The sequence below is a fragment of the Pseudomonas asplenii genome (assembly GCF_001293465.1).
In the GTDB taxonomy this organism is placed as follows: domain Bacteria; phylum Pseudomonadota; class Gammaproteobacteria; order Pseudomonadales; family Pseudomonadaceae; genus Aquipseudomonas; species Aquipseudomonas fuscovaginae_B.
This window is the reverse complement of record NZ_JSYZ01000001.1, coordinates 404729-421471: the sequence shown is the minus strand read 5'-3', so window position 1 is coordinate 421471 and position 16743 is coordinate 404729. Positions and strand designations below refer to the sequence as shown.

General features: G+C 65.1%; 17 protein-coding genes and 1 tRNA gene. 6 read left to right on the top strand and 12 right to left on the bottom strand.

From position 1 onward, the window contains the following. Positions 1-6: 6 nt before the first annotated feature. The 4 genes from PF66_RS01995 to PF66_RS01980 all read right to left on the bottom strand — a co-directional run bounded on the left by PF66_RS01995 (position 7) and on the right by PF66_RS01980 (position 3316). Positions 7-81: transfer RNA gene (locus PF66_RS01995), tRNA-Gln, on the bottom strand. 23 nt (positions 82-104) lie between these two features. Continuing rightward, positions 105-968 carry a 4-(cytidine 5'-diphospho)-2-C-methyl-D-erythritol kinase gene (gene ispE / locus PF66_RS01990; protein WP_054061766.1) on the bottom strand — a complete coding sequence of 288 codons (864 nt, stop codon included), beginning with the start codon at positions 966-968 and terminating at the stop codon, positions 105-107. A gap of 1 nt (position 969) precedes the next feature. Beyond that, entirely contained in the window at positions 970-1587 is a 618-nt protein-coding gene (gene lolB / locus PF66_RS01985; protein ID WP_054061765.1) for a lipoprotein insertase outer membrane protein LolB, read from the bottom strand. Between the two features lie 4 nt (positions 1588-1591). Then, positions 1592-3316 carry a tetratricopeptide repeat protein gene (locus PF66_RS01980; RefSeq protein ID WP_054060643.1) on the bottom strand — a complete coding sequence of 575 codons (1725 nt, stop codon included), beginning with the start codon at positions 3314-3316 and terminating at the stop codon, positions 1592-1594. A gap of 186 nt (positions 3317-3502) precedes the next feature. Between PF66_RS01980 and hemA the strand changes: the two genes are divergently transcribed. From hemA to PF66_RS01950, 6 genes are all read left to right on the top strand, one after another. Beyond that, positions 3503-4792 carry a glutamyl-tRNA reductase gene (hemA, locus tag PF66_RS01975; RefSeq protein ID WP_054060644.1) on the top strand — a complete coding sequence of 430 codons (1290 nt, stop codon included), beginning with the start codon at positions 3503-3505 and terminating at the stop codon, positions 4790-4792. Further along, positions 4789-5871, top strand: a complete 1083-nt coding sequence (gene prfA / locus PF66_RS01970; protein ID WP_054060645.1) for a peptide chain release factor 1 — start codon at positions 4789-4791, stop codon at positions 5869-5871. Before hemA ends, prfA begins: the two co-directional genes overlap by 4 nt. Then, complete coding sequence (gene prmC, locus PF66_RS01965) at positions 5872-6702, top strand: peptide chain release factor N(5)-glutamine methyltransferase (protein WP_054061764.1); 831 nt, start codon at positions 5872-5874, stop codon at positions 6700-6702. Further along, positions 6696-7451 carry a molybdopterin-synthase adenylyltransferase MoeB gene (locus PF66_RS01960; RefSeq protein ID WP_054061763.1) on the top strand — a complete coding sequence of 252 codons (756 nt, stop codon included), beginning with the start codon at positions 6696-6698 and terminating at the stop codon, positions 7449-7451. The genes prmC and PF66_RS01960 overlap by 7 nt, the downstream gene beginning before the upstream one ends. Then, the gene (gene murI, locus PF66_RS01955; RefSeq protein ID WP_054061762.1) at positions 7444-8235 is read left to right on the top strand and encodes a glutamate racemase; all 792 of its coding nucleotides are present in this window, start codon (positions 7444-7446) and stop codon (positions 8233-8235) included. Before PF66_RS01960 ends, murI begins: the two co-directional genes overlap by 8 nt. Before the next feature lie 108 nt (positions 8236-8343). Then, a complete protein-coding gene (locus PF66_RS01950; RefSeq protein ID WP_054060979.1) occupies positions 8344-8862 on the top strand; it encodes an acyloxyacyl hydrolase in 519 nt (172 codons plus the stop codon). Positions 8863-8873: 11 nt separating this feature from the next. Here the strand turns inward: PF66_RS01950 and PF66_RS01945 are convergent, their stop codons facing one another. From PF66_RS01945 to PF66_RS01910, 8 genes are read right to left on the bottom strand one after another with little or no spacing between them, the layout of a single operon-like run. Beyond that, on the bottom strand, positions 8874-10145 hold the full coding sequence (locus tag PF66_RS01945; RefSeq protein ID WP_054061761.1) for an SAM-dependent methyltransferase: 1272 nt from the start codon (positions 10143-10145) through the stop codon (positions 8874-8876). Then, a complete protein-coding gene (locus tag PF66_RS01940) occupies positions 10132-10932 on the bottom strand; it encodes a DUF1365 domain-containing protein (protein WP_054061760.1) in 801 nt (266 codons plus the stop codon). The genes PF66_RS01945 and PF66_RS01940 overlap by 14 nt, the downstream gene beginning before the upstream one ends. Further along, positions 10929-12170 (bottom strand): NAD(P)/FAD-dependent oxidoreductase, encoded by a 1242-nt coding sequence (locus tag PF66_RS01935; protein ID WP_054061759.1) that lies wholly within the window; start codon positions 12168-12170, stop codon positions 10929-10931. Before PF66_RS01935 ends, PF66_RS01940 begins: the two co-directional genes overlap by 4 nt. Next, entirely contained in the window at positions 12167-12949 is a 783-nt protein-coding gene (locus PF66_RS01930; RefSeq protein ID WP_054061758.1) for an SDR family NAD(P)-dependent oxidoreductase, read from the bottom strand. The genes PF66_RS01935 and PF66_RS01930 overlap by 4 nt, the downstream gene beginning before the upstream one ends. Further along, the gene (locus PF66_RS01925) at positions 12946-13368 is read right to left on the bottom strand and encodes a nuclear transport factor 2 family protein (protein WP_054060984.1); all 423 of its coding nucleotides are present in this window, start codon (positions 13366-13368) and stop codon (positions 12946-12948) included. Before PF66_RS01925 ends, PF66_RS01930 begins: the two co-directional genes overlap by 4 nt. Next, the gene (gene phrB / locus PF66_RS01920; protein WP_054061757.1) at positions 13361-14806 is read right to left on the bottom strand and encodes a deoxyribodipyrimidine photo-lyase; all 1446 of its coding nucleotides are present in this window, start codon (positions 14804-14806) and stop codon (positions 13361-13363) included. The genes PF66_RS01925 and phrB overlap by 8 nt, the downstream gene beginning before the upstream one ends. 25 nt (positions 14807-14831) lie before the next feature. Further along, positions 14832-15767, bottom strand: coding sequence for a MerR family transcriptional regulator (locus tag PF66_RS01915; RefSeq protein WP_054061756.1), 936 nt, complete (start codon positions 15765-15767; stop codon positions 14832-14834). A gap of 2 nt (positions 15768-15769) precedes the next feature. Beyond that, positions 15770-16738: a YbgA family protein gene (locus PF66_RS01910; RefSeq protein WP_054061755.1), complete on the bottom strand. Its 969-nt coding sequence runs from the start codon at positions 16736-16738 to the stop codon at positions 15770-15772. Between the last annotated feature and the right edge of the window lie 5 nt (positions 16739-16743).

The following is a 16743-nucleotide window of genomic DNA, read 5'->3' as shown; positions in this document are numbered from 1 at the left end:
AGAAAATGGCAGGGGCGGCTGGATTCGAACCAACGCATGGCAGGATCAAAACCTGCTGCCTTACCGCTTGGCGACGCCCCTGTATCTGTTGCTACGAGTAGCTGCTACTCGCATTCCTGGAGCAGACTTTGCAACTTTCGGTGCAACATCGAGATGTTGCTGCCTTTGGCTACAAACCCTGTATGGGTCTCTGCAAGAAGGGCCGAGACTTTATCAGCTTCAGCTTTGTTTGGGAAGGCCCCAAACACACAACTTCCAGTTCCGGTCAGTTTCGCTTCGGTAAATTTACCCAGCGAACTCAAGGCATTACGTACTTCCGGATAACGCCTTGAAACAACCGGCAAGCAGTCATTTCGACTGTTTCCCTCGGGAACGGGGCGCACTTTAATGGGCGCGGAGTCACGTGTCAACAGCGGATCCGAAAAAATTTCTGCTGTACTTACAGAGACTTGCGGGACAAGCACGACATACCACGGTTCCTCGGGGTCCACCGGGGTGAGCTTTTCCCCGACACCTTCGGCGAAAGCCGCATGGCCGCGGACGAAAACCGGCACGTCGGCACCCAGGCTCAGGCCCAGGGCCGCCAGGCGGTCCTCATCCCAGTTCAGTTGCCACAGATGGTTCAGGCCGAGCAGGGTGGTCGCGGCATTCGAGCTGCCGCCGCCGATGCCGCCACCCATGGGCAGGATCTTGTCGATCCAGATGTCCGCGCCGAGCGTCGATCCGGATTGTTCCTGGAGTTTTTTCGCCGCGCGCACGATCAGGTTACTGTCGTGGGGCACGCCGTCGAACTCGGTGCGCAGGTGGATCACCCCGTCGTCACGCAGGGCAAAGCGCAGCTCGTCACCGTGGTCGAGGAACTGGAACAGCGTCTGCAGCTCGTGATAACCATCGGCCCGGCGGCCGATGATGTGCAGCATCAGGTTCAGCTTGGCCGGCGAGGGCAGGGTCAGTTGGCGGGCGCTCATGTCATTGCCCCAGCCGGCGTGGCTGCCAGTCCTTTACGACGAGCGTGACGTCGAGATCCTGGCCGTGCAGCTTCAGGCGCTCGGGCAGCCAGTAGCCGTTCTGTTCGGCATAGCTCTGGTATTCGACCTGCCAGCCGTCCTGCTCCAGGGTGGCGAGCCGGCTGTCGTTGTCCAGGCTCAGGCGGCTCTTGCTGTCGGGTGCGGGCAGGCCGCGGACCCACCAGACCAGATGGGAAACCGGCAGTTTCCAGCCCAGTTGCTCCTCCAGCAGGGCTTCGGGGCTTTGCGCCTCGTAGCGGCCCTGGTTGGCCACTTCCAGCGAGACCTGGCCGGGACGCCCCGTCAGGCGCGCGGCACCCCGGCCCAGCGGGCCGGACAGGCGAATGTCGTAGTAGTCCTGGCGCTGAAGCCAGAACAGTGTGCCGCTGCCGGAGTCCTTCGGCGCACGGATGCCGACCTTGCCGTTGATCTGCCAGCCATCGAGGCTGCTCAACTGCTGCTTGTGGCTGGCCCAGCGGGCCGGGTCGCCGTGGCCCTTGACGGACTCACGGGCGCCGAAGCCCGCACAACCGGCGAGCAGGGCGATCAGGCTGAAAACAACGAGGTGGCGCAGGAACATAAGCTTAAAGAGTCTCGGAACCGGTCAGGCGTTTGATGGTGCCACGCAGGATGGGGCTGTCGGGCTGGTCCTTGAGGAACCTGCCCCAGATTTTTCTGGCTTCGCCCTGCTTGCCATTGGCCCACAGGACTTCGCCCAGGTGCGCCGCGACCTCCTGGTCGGGGAAGCGCTCCAGGGCCTGACGCAGCAGGCGCTCGGCCTCGTCAAGGTTGCCCAGGCGGAAATTGACCCAGCCGAGGCTGTCGAGCACGGCGGGATCTTCCGGGTTCAACTGGTGAGCCTTTTCGATCAGTTCCTTGGCTTCGGCATAGCGGGTGGTGCGATCGGACAGGGTGTAGCCGAGGGCATTGAGGGCCATGGCGTTGTCCGGTTCGCGCTTGAGAATCGCCCGCAGGTCCTTTTCCATCTGGGCCAGATCGTTGCGTTTCTCCGCCTGCATGGCACGGGTGTAAAGCAGGTTGAGGTCGTCCGGATACTGCAGCAGCGCCTGTTGCAGGACTTTCCAGGCCTGCTCGCCCTGATTGTTGGCGGAGAAGATCTCGGCTTCGATCAGGTACAGCTGGATCGCGTAGTCCGGCTGCTCGTCACGGGCCGCGGCGAGCCGCTTCGAGGCCTCGGCGCCACGGCCGCTGGTGACCAGGATGTCGGCCTGGCGCAGTTGGGCCGGCAGGTAGTCGTTGCCCGCACCGACCTGCTCGTATTCTTCCAGGGCGCCCTGCGGGTCGTTTTTCTCCTCGGCGATGCGGCCGAGGTTCAAATGGGCGGAGTCGACGTGGCTGTCACGGGCGATCAGTTCCTCGAGATAGCCCTTGGCCTCGTCCCAGGCCTTGGCTTCCAGGCAGACCAGTGCCAGGGAGAAGCGCAGTTCGTCGTCTTCCGGATACTGCTGGACCAGGTTGGAGAACTGCACCTTGGCGTCGGCCATGCGGTCCTGTTCGACCAGCATGCGCGCATAGGTCAGGCGCAGGCGCTTGTCTTCCGGGTACTTCCTGATGCTTTTTTCCAGCAGCGGAATCGCTTCCTTGCCGCGATTGAGGTTCTGCAGCAGGCGCGCGCGCAGCAGCAGCGGCGCGATCTCGCCATCTTCCGGCGGGTTGTTCTCCAGCAGCGTCAGGGCGCCCTGGTTGTCGCCGTCCTGTTGCAGCAGCAGGGCCTTGCCGAAAATCAGCTGGCCGTTCTTCGGATGCCTGACCAGCAGGCGGTCGAAGCTCTTCATCAGGCCGTTGCGGGTGTCCTGGTCGGTGTCGGCGGCCGACAGGGCGAGGAAGTCGAAGTGGGTATCGCCCTTGCCCTGCAGGACCTTCTCCATATAGACCATGGAATCGTCATAACGCCCGCCGCGGGCCAGCTGGATGGCGGCCGCACGCTGTGCTTCGAGATCGTCCGGGGCGTTTTTCGCCCAGATCAGCGAGGTGTCGAGGGCGGCCTGGTCGGCACCCAGGTACTCGGCGATGCGGAAGGCGCGCTCGGAGATGCCCGGGTCCTGGGTGTTGATCGCCTGGGTGACGTAGTTGTCCAGGGCAATATCGAAACGATTTCGCTGTCCGGCCAGTTCCGCGCTCAGCAGGCTGAAGACCGTGTCTTCACTGAAGGAGCCGTAGACCTTGGGCTTTTCCGGGGCCGCCGTGGTTTCCTCGGCCGGCGGTGTATGGACCGGCGACACGGGTGCCAGGGCCTGGCAGCCGCTGAGGAAGGCAAAAGCGAGAAGCAACGCGGACGATCTATTCATATAGGAGAAGGGCAACTAACCTGCGGTCGGGCCATCATGACACAAGCGGTGGGCAGAACCATACCCGAGACCGCTCACCGGGGGCATTAATAGCAACGTTCGATTATGACAATAGTCGGCGGTGGTTGTTCTGAACCGGGTGAAGTAGGACAATTGTCGGCTTCTCGACATCATCAGCGACCTTGAATGGCCTTCCTCGCACTCGGCATCAACCACAAGACGGCCTCCGTAGACGTGCGCGAGCGCGTGGCGTTCACTCCCGAGCAGTTGGTGGAGGCGCTGCAGCAGCTCTGCCGTCTGACCGACAGCCGGGAAGCCGCTATCCTCTCCACCTGCAATCGCAGCGAACTGTATGTGGAGCAGGATCACCTGGCGGCGGAGACGGTACTGCGCTGGCTGGCCGATTATCACCACCTGAGCCTGGAAGAGCTGCGTGCCAGCGCCTATGTGCACGAGGACGATGCGGCCGTTCGTCACATGATGCGTGTCGCCTCCGGGCTGGATTCGCTGGTGCTCGGCGAGCCGCAGATTCTCGGCCAGATGAAGTCGGCCTATGCCGTGGCACGCGAAGCCGGAACCGTCGGTCCGCTGCTCGGGCGGCTGTTCCAGGCCACCTTCAGCGCCGCCAAGCAGGTGCGCACCGATACCGCCATCGGCGAGAACCCGGTGTCGGTGGCGTTTGCCGCCGTCAGCCTGGCGAAACAGATTTTCAGCGACCTGCAGCGCAGCACCGCGCTGCTGATCGGTGCCGGCGAGACCATCACCCTGGTCGCCCGCCACCTGCACGAGCAGGGCGTCAAGCGTATCGTGGTGGCCAACCGGACCCTGGAGCGGGCCAAGACCCTTGCCGAGGAGTTCGGTGCCCATGCGGTGCTGCTGGCCGACATTCCCCAGGAGCTGGTGCACAGCGACATCGTCATCAGCTCCACCGCCAGCCAGTTGCCGATTCTCGGCAAGGGCGCCGTGGAAAGCGCACTGAAGCTGCGCAAGCACAAGCCGATCTTCATGGTGGACATCGCCGTCCCCCGGGATATCGAGCCGGAAGTCGGCGAGTTGGACGACGTTTACCTCTATACCGTCGACGATCTCCACGAAGTGGTCGCCGAGAACCTCAAGAGCCGCCAGGGCGCCGCGCAGGCGGCCGAGGAACTGGTGAGCAACGGCGTCGACGACTTCATGGCGCGCCTGCGCGAGCTGGCCGCGGTGGATGTGCTGCGTGCCTACCGCCAGCAGAGCGAGCGCCTGCGTGACGAAGAATTGCAAAAGGCCCAGCGTCTGCTGGCCAATGGCAACAGCGCCGAGGACGTGCTGATGCAACTGGCCCGCGGCCTGACCAACAAGTTGATGCATGCGCCCAGTGTGCAACTGAAGAAGTTGTCCGCCGAAGGCCGTCTCGATGCGCTGGCCATGGCGCAGGAACTCTTTGCCCTCCGTGAGGGCTCATCGGATAGCTTTTCGGATAAGAAACCGCAATGAAAGCGTCACTGCTCAAAAAGTTGGACGTCCTCCAGGACCGTTTCGAGGAACTGACCGCCTTGCTTGGCGATGGCGAGGTCATTTCCGACCAGGCCAGGTTCCGCACCTACTCCAAGGAGTACGCCGAGGTCGAGCCGATCGTCGCCGCCTACCAGCAGGTGCTGAAGGTGCAGGCGGACCTCGAGGGCGCCCAGGCGCTGCTCAAGGACAGCGACCCGGACCTGCGCGAAATGGCGGTCGAGGAAGTCCGCGAGGCCAAGGAGCAACTGGTCGAGCTGGAATCCACCCTGCAACGCATGCTGCTGCCCAAGGACCCCAACGACGGACGCAACGTGTTCCTCGAGATTCGTGCCGGTACCGGCGGCGACGAGGCGGCGATCTTCTCGGGCGATCTGTTCCGCATGTACTCGCGTTACGCCGAAAAACGCGGCTGGCGGGTGGAGATTCTCTCGGAGAGCGAGGGCGAGCATGGCGGCTATAAAGAGGTCATCGCCCGGGTCGAGGGCGAGAATGTCTACGGCAAGCTGAAATTCGAATCGGGCGCCCATCGTGTGCAGCGCGTACCGGCCACCGAGTCCCAGGGGCGTATCCATACCTCGGCCTGCACCGTGGCCGTGTTGCCCGAGCCGGACGAACAGGAAGCCATCGAGATCAACCCGGCCGACCTGCGCATCGACACCTACCGCTCCTCGGGGGCGGGCGGCCAGCACGTGAACAAGACCGATTCGGCGATCCGCATCACCCACATTCCGTCCGGGATCGTGGTGGAGTGCCAGGAAGAGCGTTCCCAGCACAAGAACCGGGCACGGGCCATGGCCTGGCTGTCGGCCAAGCTCAATGACCAGCAGGCCAGCGCCGCCGCCAACGCGATTGCCAGCGAGCGCAAGTTGCTGGTGGGCTCCGGCGACCGCTCCGAGCGTATCCGTACCTACAACTTCCCCCAGGGCCGGGTCACCGATCACCGTGTCAACCTGACCCTGTACTCCCTGGACGAAATCATGGCCGGTGGAGTCGAGGCGGTGATCGAACCGCTGCTGGCCGAATACCAGGCCGACCAACTGGCGGCGCTGGGTGACTGAATGACTATTATTGCCAGCCTGCTGCGCGCCGCTGAACTGCCCGACTCGCCAACCGCGCGCCTGGACGCCGAGTTGCTGCTGGCGGCGGCCCTGGGCAAATCCCGCAGTTACCTGCACACCTGGCCGGAAAAGATCGTCAGCAGCGAGGACGCGCAGACCTTCGGCGATTTCCTCCAGCGCCGCCGCGAAGGTGAGCCGGTGGCCTACATCCTGGGCCAGCAGGGCTTCTGGAAGCTCGACCTGGAGGTCGCGCCGCACACCCTGATTCCGCGCCCGGATACCGAGTTGCTGGTGGAAGCCGCCCTGGAACTGCTGCCGGCCACCCCGGCCAGGGTGCTCGACCTCGGCACCGGCACCGGCGCGATTGCCCTGGCCCTGGCCAGCGAGCGCCCGGCCTGGCAGGTCACGGCGGTGGACCGCGTGCCGGAAGCGGTGGCCCTGGCCGAACGCAATCGCCAGCGTCTGGGCCTGGATAACGCCACGGTGCTGCACAGTCACTGGTTCAGTGCCCTGCAAGGCCTGCGTTTTCAATTGATCATCAGCAACCCCCCCTACATCGCCGCGGCCGATCCGCACCTGGCCGAGGGTGACGTGCGCTTCGAGCCGGCCAGTGCCCTGGTGGCCGGTGCCGATGGCCTGGATGACCTGCGCACGATCATCGCCCAGGCACCCGCGCACCTGGAGGCCGGTGGCTGGTTGCTGCTCGAGCACGGTTACGACCAGGCCGACGCGGTGCGCGGGCTGCTGGCGGCGCAAGGTTTCAGCGAGGTGCACAGCCGCACCGACCTGGGCGGTCATCAGCGCATCAGCCTGGGACGGCTGCCGTGCTGAACGATCAGGAGCTGTTGCGCTATAGCCGGCAGATCCTGTTGCGACAGGTCGATATCGACGGCCAGTTGCGCCTGAAACACAGCCGGGTGCTGATCGTCGGTCTTGGCGGCCTCGGTGCGCCGGTGGCCCTGTACCTGGCTGCCGCCGGCGTGGGCGAGTTGCACCTGGCGGATTTCGACAGCGTCGACCTGACCAACCTGCAACGCCAGATCATCCACGACACCGACAGCGTCGGTTCGAGCAAGGTCGACTCGGCCGTGCGCCGGCTGACCGTGCTCAACCCCGAGGTGCGCCTGGTCGCCCATCGCCAGGCCCTGGATGAGGACAGTCTGGGCGTGGCCATCGCCGCTGTCGACCTGGTGCTCGACTGCTGTGACAACTTTGCCACCCGCGAGGCGGTCAACGCCGCGTGCGTGGCGGCCGGCAAGCCGCTGGTCAGCGGAGCGGCGATCCGTCTCGAAGGCCAGTTGTCGGTGTTCGACCCGCGTCGCGCCGACAGCCCGTGCTACCACTGCCTGTACGGCCACGGCAGCGAGGCCGAGTTGACCTGCAGCGAGGCCGGAGTGGTTGGCCCGCTGGTGGGATTGGTCGGCAGCCTGCAAGCCCTGGAGGCGCTGAAGCTGCTCGCCGGCTTTGGCGACCCGCTGGTTGGCCGGTTGTTGCTGGTCGATGCCTTGAGTACGAAGTTCCGTGAGCTACGGGTCAAGCGCGACCCGCAGTGCAGCGTCTGCGGTAGCCGCCATGCGTGAGGCGCCGATCGGGGTGTTCGACTCGGGTGTCGGCGGCCTGTCGGTACTCAATGAAATCCACCGCCTGCTGCCCAACGAATCGCTGCTGTATATCGCCGACTGTGGGCACATTCCCTACGGTGAAAAAAGCCCGGAATACATTCGCCAGCGTTGCGAGGTGATTGCCGGCTTCCTGCGCGAGCAGGGGGCCAAGGCATTGGTGATCGCCTGCAATACCGCCACTGTCGCCGGGGTCGCCGACCTGCGCCAGCGTTACCCGGACTGGCCGCTGGTGGGCATGGAGCCGGCGGTCAAGCCGGCCGCCGCCGCCACCCACAGTGGCGTGGTCGGCGTGCTGGCGACCACCGGTACCTTGCAGAGCGCCAAGTTCGCCGCCTTGCTCGACCGCTTCGCCAACGATGTGCGGGTGGTCACCCAGCCCTGTCCCGGGCTGGTCGAGATGATCGAGGGCGGCGACCTGCACAGCCAGGCCCTGCGCCAGCTGTTGTCCAGCTATGTCGAGCCATTGCTGGCGGCCGGTTGCGACACCATCATTCTCGGCTGCACCCACTATCCGTTCCTCAAGCCGCTGCTGCTGGAGATGGTTCCCGCCTCCATCAGCCTGATCGACACCGGCGCCGCAGTAGCCCGGCAGCTCCAGCGCCTGTTGCAGGCCCGCGACCTGCTGTCCACGGAGCCAGCCCGCGAGGCGCGGTTCTGGACCAGTGCTGATCCGCATCACCTCGGAAAGATCCTGCCGATGCTATGGAATAAGCCAGGCAGCGTGGAAAGCTTCGAACGTTAGGAAAATTCTTGAAAAAGCCCTGGAATTTGCTGAACTTCTGCCTCGCGTCACGCTTCTATTGAAGGTCTTCCTCGCTGTAAAACATCCCTTTGAAATAGGATATTTCTGATGAAGAGATTGTTCTGTCTGGCTGCGTTGACGGCCGCGACCCTGATGTATGGCGTGACGGCACAAGCGGCCGGTGTCGAGTTTTCCCTTGGCCAGACCAGCGATTCGACCCAGACCTACCGCTTGGGCCTGCAATGGGATTGGGATAAAAGCTGGTTGCAAAGCGATGTCGGTCGCCTGACCGGCTACTGGAACGGCGCCTACACCTACTGGGACGGCGATAAGGTCTCCAGCAACCACAGCCTGTCGTTCTCGCCGGTGTTCGTGTACGAGTTTTCCGGGGCTTCGGTCAAACCCTATATCGAGGCGGGGATCGGCGTGGCGCTTTTCGCCCACACGGAAATCGAGGACAACAAGCTCGGCTCGGCCTTCCAGTTCGAGGACCGTCTCGGTTTCGGCCTGCGCTTTGCCGGCGGGCATGAAGTGGGGATTCGCGCCACCCACTATTCCAATGCCGGTATCCGCACGCCGAACGACGGTATCGAAAGCTACGCCCTGCACTACACGATGCCGCTGTAGCGTCCCGTCGTTCAGCCCTCGAAGCGCCCGAGCAACGGCTGCGGCCGTGCCGCCGGTTTGGCCAGCAGCAGTTGCGCGGTGCCCAGGGCGCGTTCGAGGAAACCGCCTTCGCAGTAACACAGGTAGAACTCCCACAGGCGCAGGAAATACCCGTCATAGCCCAGCTCGGCCAGGCGCGGATGGGCCTGCTGGAAATTCTCGTGCCACAGGCGCAGGGTGCGCGCGTAGTGCAGGCCGAAGTCCTCCATGTGCAGCAGGTTCATGTCGGTGTGTTGACCGGCCACCTCAAGCAGCTTCTGCACACTGGGCAGCGCCCCGCCAGGGAAGATGTAGCGCTGGATGAAGTCGACGCTGTTCTTCGCCTGTTCATAACGTTGCTCGCGGATGGTGATGCTCTGCAGCAGCATCAGGCCGTCGCTCTTGAGCAGGCGGGCGCACTGGCGGAAGTAGTCGGGCAGGAAACGATGGCCGACGGCTTCGATCATTTCGATGGAGACCAGCTTGTCGTATTGGCCGGTGAGGTCCCGGTAGTCTTCCAGCAGCAGGGTGATCCGGTCCTGCAGGCCCAGGGCCTCGACGCGTTGGCGGGCATAGGCCAGCTGTTCGCGGGACAGCGTGGTGGTGGTGACCTTGCAGCCGTAGTGCTGGGCGGCATGGATCGCCATGCTGCCCCAGCCGGTACCGATTTCCAGCAGGTGATCGCCCGGCTTCAGTTCCAGCTTCTGGCAGATGCGTTCCAGCTTATTCAACTGGGCCTGTTCCAGGCTGTCTTCGGGGCTGAGGAACTGCGCCGCCGAGTACATCATGGTCGGATCGAGAAACTGCTCGAACAGGTCGTTGCCCAGGTCGTAGTGAGCCGCGATGTTCTTGCGCGAGCCCTGGCGGGTGTTGCGATTGAGCCAGTGCAATCCCTGGATGAAGGGCCTTCCCAGTCGGGCCAGGCCGCCTTCCATGGCATCGAGCACGTCGAGGTTGCTGACGAACACGCGGATCACCGCGGTCAGGTCCGGGCTGGTCCAGTAGCCATGGATGAAGGCCTCGCCGGCGCCGATCGAGCCGTTGCCGGCGACCAGGCCCCAGGCCGCCGGGTCCTGGACATGGATCTCGCCCAGCAGGCCGCTGCCGGGCTGGCCGAACAGCTGGCGCTCGCCGTCCTCGACCACCAGCAACTGGCCGTGACGCAGCGCTCTCAACTGGCGCAGCACGCCACGGCGCAGCAGACCGGTGCTGAAGCGGTTGGCGCTCCACAGGTTGTTCCTGGTCACCAGGCTAGGACTTTTCATGACGTTGTTCCTCGGGTTGCGCGGTGGCAATGCTGAAGGCGCCATCGGCGGCCTGGTGGGAGAAGAGGGGTGTCCGTTTGAGCAGCAGGCGCAGGGCCTGCCAGTAGATCGACAGGCAGGTCTTGGCGCTCATCCAGGGAAAGCGCCACAGGTGGCGATGCAGGCTGGCCCGGTCCAGGTCCTGGCGTTGCAGGTCGAGGGTGGCATCGAACAGCTTCAGTTCGCCCTGCCAGTCGGCCATGTGCACGCCGAGGCGTTCGCCGGGCTGGCTGAAACTCATACGGTATTGCAGGTCGCGGGGCAGGAATGGCGAGACATGGAACGACTTCGCCGCCGTGACATGCTGATGGCCCGTGCCGTTGGCGGCGAGCACGTAGTGGTAGCGCTCGCCCCAGGGCGTGTTGGTCACCTCGCAGAGAATCGCCGCCAGGCGCTCGTCGCTGTCGAAGCAGTAGAAGAAACTCACCGGGTTGAACGACAACCCCCAACTGCGTGGTTGCGTCAAAAGGCGCACGGCGCCTTGCGGCGCCTGGCCGAGGGCCAGGGCAACCTGCTGGCGTACCGCATCGATCAACGGCATGCCCTGACGGGTGAAGGCGCACAGGTGGTCGGTCTCGCGCCAGGCAAAGGGCGCGAAGCGGTGACGCCCGGCCAGGGGGGAGAGGCCGAGGACGTTGTCCTGCTCGGCGAGGTCCAGGTACAGCAGGCCGATCCGGTAGCGGAAGGCGTGGCGCCGGGGCGCAAAGCGTCGGTGGCTGATCCAGCCGCTGTACAGGGCGCTGTTCACAGCTGCTCCCCGAAGGCACCGGCCACCCGCAGGGCGCTGGTCACGCCGTCTTCGTGGAAACCGTTGGCCCAGTAGGCGCCACAGTAGTAGGTATGGCGATCACCATACAATTCCTCCCAGCGCTGCTGCGCGGCGATGGCGGCCAGGTTGTATTGCGGGTGGGCGTAGGTGTAGCGGGCCAGAACCTTGCGCGGGTCTATGTCGGCCGTCTGGTTGAGGCTGACGCAGAAGGTGGTGTCGCTGACGAGACCCTGGAGAATGTTCATGTTGTAGGTCACTGCCGCCTGGCGCTGGCCGCCGAGGCGATAGTTCCAGCTGGCCCAGGCCAGTGGACGCTGCGGCAGCAGGCGGGTGTCGGTGTGCAGCACCACCTCGTTGTCGGCGTAGGGCAGGGCACCGAGGATCTGCCGCTCGGCCTCGCTCGGTTCGGCCAGCAACCCGAGGGCCTGGTCGCTGTGACAGGCGAACACCACCTTGTCGAAGCGTTCGCTGCCGGCGGCGCTGTGGATAACCACGCCCTGTTCGTCGCGTTCGACCCGGGTCACCGGGCAGTTCAGGCGGATGTTCTGGCGAAAACCGGCGGTCAAGGGGGCCACGTAGCTGCTTGAACCGCCCTCGATGACCCGCCACTGCGGACGGTCGTTGACCGACAGCAGGCCATGGTTGCTGAAGAAACGGACGAAGAACTGCAACGGGAAACCGAGCATGTCCGCCAGTGACATCGACCAGATCGCCGCACCCATCGGCACGATGTAGTGCTGGATGAAGCGTTCGCCGTAGCGGCCATCGCGCAGATAGGCGCCGAGGGTGGTGTCGGCGGCGATGCGCTGTTGCTCGAGGTCGGCGAGGGCCTGGCGGTTGAAGCGCAGGATGTCGCGCAACATGCCCCAGAAGCCGGGCGACAACAGGTTGCTGCGCTGGGCGAACAGGCTGTTGAGGTTGTTGCCGTTGTACTCCAGGCCGCTGGCCGGGTCATGCACCGAAAAACTCATTTCGGTAGGCTTGTGGCCGACCCCGAGCTGGCCGAGCAGGCGGATGAAGTTCGGGTAGGTCCAGTCGTTGAAGACAATGAAGCCGGTGTCGATGGCATGGCGTTGGCCGTTGACCGTGACTTCGACCGTATGGGTGTGGCCGCCGATCCATTCGGCGGCTTCGAACAGCGTGATCGAGTGCTGCCGGTTGAGCAGGTAGGCGCAGGTCAGGCCGGAGATACCGCTGCCGATCAGGGCGATCTTCATGAGCGGTCCTCGGTCTGTTGGCCGTTGCGCGCCATGCGCTTGCCGATCGCCAGTTGCAGGCGCCTGGGCAGGCGTGACAGCGGCCAGAGCCCGGCCATGAACAGGGCTGGAAAGGCGATTTCCAGCGGCCGTCGGGGCAACCTCTCGCAGATGTGCTCGGCGGCCTTGTCGGCAGGCCAGCTCAGCGGCATCGGGAAGTCGTTCTTGCGGGTCAGCGGCGTGTCGACGAAGCCGGGGCTGACGATGGTGACGTCGATTCCCTCGTAGGCCAGGTCGATGCGCAGCGATTCGAACAGGTAGCGCATGCCGGCTTTCGACGCGCCATAGGCCTCGGCGCGTGGCAGCGGCAGGAAGGTCACGGCGCTGGCGATGCCGACCAGGTGCGGTGTGGTGCCGGCCCGCAGCAGCGGCAGGGCGGTCTCGATGCAATAGCTGCTGGCGAGCAGGTTGGTGCGTACCACCCGTTCGATGACCGAGGCATCGAACTCCCGGGCGTCGACATATTCACAGGTGCCGGCATTGAGAATCACCGTGTCGAGGGCGCCCCAGGCCTGGCTGATGCGTTCACCGATCTCGCGCACCTGCTGGCTGTCGGTCAGGTCGCCGGGAACCACCAGCACCTGGCCCGGATAACGCTCGCCGAGCTCCTCCAGGGCCTGTTCATTGCGTGCGCTGACCGCCAGTCGGGCGCCACCCTTGAGCAGCACTTCGGCCACGGCGGCACCGATGCCACTGCTGGCGCCGGTCAGCCAGATGCGGCGTGGGGGTTTGGGACTCATGCCATTCTCCTTTTCAGCCATGCGGTGGCCCAGCCGAGCAACGGCAGGTGGTCGTAGAGCAGGGCGCCGGCATCGAAGTAATCGCGATGGCGATAGACCTTTTCGTGCCAGAGCAGATGGGAACAGCCCTCGACATGGATCGGCTTGCCCCCGGCCAGCCTGGGGTGGCGGTAGCTCATGTGCCAGCGCAGGTAGCCTTCGCCGTCGCGAACCGGGTCGAAGCCGTGGAAGTCGAAGGCCAGTTCGCTGACGTTGCTGTACAGGTCGGCGAAATAACGGCGCACCGCCGGCAGGCCGTGAACCTCGTGCAGCGGGTCGGTGAAGTGCACGTCCTCGCTGTACAGTTCGTCGAGCAACCCCAGGTTGTGCCTGTCCACGGCGCAAAAGCGCCGGGCGAAGTCGCGCAGGAACTCACTCATGCAGGCCCCCGCCATCCTGGCGCGGCGCCAGGCTCTTGAAAGCGGCCAGGGCCCGGTCGCGACTGCTGGCCAGGTCGACGATCGGCTGGGGATAACCGGGCACGCCGAACAGCCCGCCGAGGGCGGCCGGGTTGTGCACGTCCTTTTTGTTCAGCGCCGCCAGTTCCGGCAGCCAGTGCTTGATGAACAGGCCTTCGCTGTCGAATTTCTGCGACTGGCTGATCGGGTTGAAGATGCGGAAGTACGGCGCCGCATCGGTGCCGGTGGAGGAACTCCACTGCCAGCCGCCGTTGTTGGCCGCCAGGTCGCCGTCGATCAGGTGGCGCATGAAGAAGCGCTCGCCCTCGCGCCAGTCGATCAGCAGGTTCTTGGTCAGGAACATCGCCACCACCATGCGCAGGCGGTTGTGCATCCAGCCGGTGTCGAGCAACTGGCGCATGGCGGCGTCGATGATCGGCAGGCCGGTGCGGCCCTGCTGCCAGGCCTCCAGGTCCCGGGGCGCATGGCGCCAGGCCACGGCTTCGGTCTCCGGGCGGAACGCTCGATGCCGCGAGACCCGCGGATAACCGACCAGGATATGTTTGTAGAACTCGCGCCAGAGCAGTTCGTTGATCCAGGTGATGGCGCCGGCGTTGCCGCTGTCGAACTCGCCTTGGTTGCTTTGCAGGGCTGCGTGCAGGCATTGGCGCGGGGACACCACCCCAGCGGCCAGGTAGGCGGAGAGTTGGCTGGTGCCGGGCTTGGCCGGGAAGTCGCGTTCGCTCTGGTAGGCGTCGATCTGCTGGTCGGCGAAGTGCTCCAGACGTCGCCGGGCTTCGCTTTCACCGGCGGGCCAGAGGTCGCGCAAGGCCTGGGAGGGGCTGTCGAAACCGTCGATCGCGGCTGGAACCGGGTCGCTCCCGATCGGCAGGGGCGCCTGGGTCGCAGGGGCCGGGACCAACGCCGGTAAGGCGCCATGCAGGCGGCTGTAGCAGACCTTGCGGAACTGGCTGAAGACCTGGAAGTAGCCGCCGGTACGGGTCAGGACACTGCCCGGGCGGAAGAACAGTTGGTCGAGATGGCTGTGGAAGGCGATGCCGTGGGCCTCGACGGTCTTGCTCACGGCGCGGTCGCGGCGGGTTTCGTGTACGCCATATTCCTCGTTGACGTGCACGGCATCAATGCCCAGCGACTGGCACAGTTCGAGCAGGACGGCGGGGGCCTGGTCCCAGGTATCCGCGTGGCGGATCAGCAGCGGAATGTTCAGCCCGGCCAGCGCCTGGCCCAGCTCGTGCAGGTTACGCAGCCAGAAGTCGACCTTGCACGGTGCATCGTCATGGGCCCGCCATTGCCCGGGAGTGAGCAGGTACACCGCCACCGTTGGCCCGCTGCGGGCCGCGGCGCTGAGCGCGGTGTTGTCATGCAGGCGCAGGTCGGTGCGCAGCCAGAACAATTGCATAGTCATTCCTTGGTGCCGGGGAGCATCAGAGCAGGCCGAGCCGGGTGAGGCTCTGGCAGGCCGCCAACGGATCCTGGGCGAGGCTCAGTCCGGGGTGGTCGTCAGTACAGGCGGACAGTTCGGTGGCGTGGATGCACACCGAGGCACCGGCGATCAGTACGGGTTGTTCGATCCCGCCGATCAGCCTGGGCAGCGCCGCCATATTCAGGGTCTTGCTGGAATACAGCAGCAACGCGCGGGCCTTGAGCTGTTCGACGGCCAGCGCCAGTTCGCCGGGTGGCACCGGCCAGTCGAAGACTTCCACCGGGCAGTCGGCGCTGCTCGCCAGCCAGGCGGTCAGCCACAGGTGGGGTTCGAGCGGCAGGTCCGACTGGTTGACCAGCAGCAGCGGCTGGCCCCTGAGCTGGCGGTTGTTGTGGTAGATCCGTGCGCCCAGCTTGCTGCGCAGCCAGGAATGGAAGAACACCCGCTCCATCTGTCCGCCGAACTGGCCCTGCCAGCGCTGTTCGAGTTCGGCCAGCAGCGGGATCAGCAACTGTTCGCAGACGGTGCGCGGCGGGTACAGCGACATCGCCTGGTTGAAACGGTCGTCGACCTGGCGCTCGTCCAGGCGGCCGATGGCCTGGACCAGGTCCTGGTGCAACCGGTGCCAGTCGTTTTCCGGCGCCTCGGCGGGCGGTTGCGGGGCGTCGAGCAACTGCTTGACCTGGCGCACCGCCACGCCGCGATTCAGCCAGGTCAGGATCGCCTGGATGCGTTGCACGTGGTCGGCGGAGAACAACCGATGACCCTTGGCCGTGCGATGGGGCACGATCAGGCCATAGCGACGTTCCCAGGCACGCAGGGTGACGGCATTGACCCCGGTCTGCCGGGCGACTTCGCGAATCGGCAGCCAGCCGGCGGCCAGGGCGCTGACATAGTCGGGATGGGACTCATCGTCTTCGGGGAGAGGCTTGGACATGATCAGATCGAGTTTCGCAGGCTGAGGTTTTCCGGGTGGGGTTGCAGATAGACCTGCAGGCCCACGTAGGGATCGGGGTATTGGCGGAAGTGGTGCTTGAGCAGGGTCAGCGGCACCACCAGCGGGACGATGCCGAGGCGGTACTGGCCGATGACCTGCTGCATTTCCTGCTTGTCCTCGGCGCTGATGGAATGCTTCAGGTAGCCGCTCAGGTGCTGCAGGACGTTGGTGTGGGTGCGGCGGGTGGCGCATTTCTTCAGGGCGCTCATCAACTGGCTGAAGTAGTGCGGGCCGATCTCGTTCGGGTCGGCCCTGCCCATGCTGCCCAGCAGGTTGCCCAGTACCTTGTACTGCTCCGGGTTGTGGGCCATCAGCAGGTATTTGTGGCGCGAGTGAAATTCGGTCAGGGCGCGTCGGCTCAGGCCAGCGGCGAGCAGTTGCTGCCAGTCGGCGTAGGCGAACACCCGGGTCAGGAAGTTCTCGCGCAGCACCGGGTCGTTCAGGCGGCCCTCTTCCTCCACCGGCAGGTCGGGATGCAGGGCGCAGAAGGCGGCGGCGAACAGGCCACGACCGGCGTGCTCGGCGGGCCGTCCGCGATCCTGGTAGACCTTGACCCGCGCCAGTCCGCAGGACGGTGATTTCTGCATGAAGATGTAGCCGCAGATATCCTTCAGCTCATTCGCCATGCGCGTGCCGTAGTCGGTCAGCGCCTGGCTGACGTCCCGCTCCCCATGGACCGTGCCCACGGCCCTGGGCTGCTGCGGGTCACCGACCAGACGGATCGGCTCGCGCGGTGTGCCCAGGCCGATCGCCACTTCCGGGCAGACCGGGAGGAAATCGAAATGCTCGCTGAGGCTCTGGCTGCACAGCCGCGATTCCTTGTGCCCGCCGTTGTAGCGCACTTCGGCGCCCATCAGGCAGGCGCTGATGGCGATCTTCGGTTTGGTGCGGGAGACGCTGGACGTGGGCATTGCAG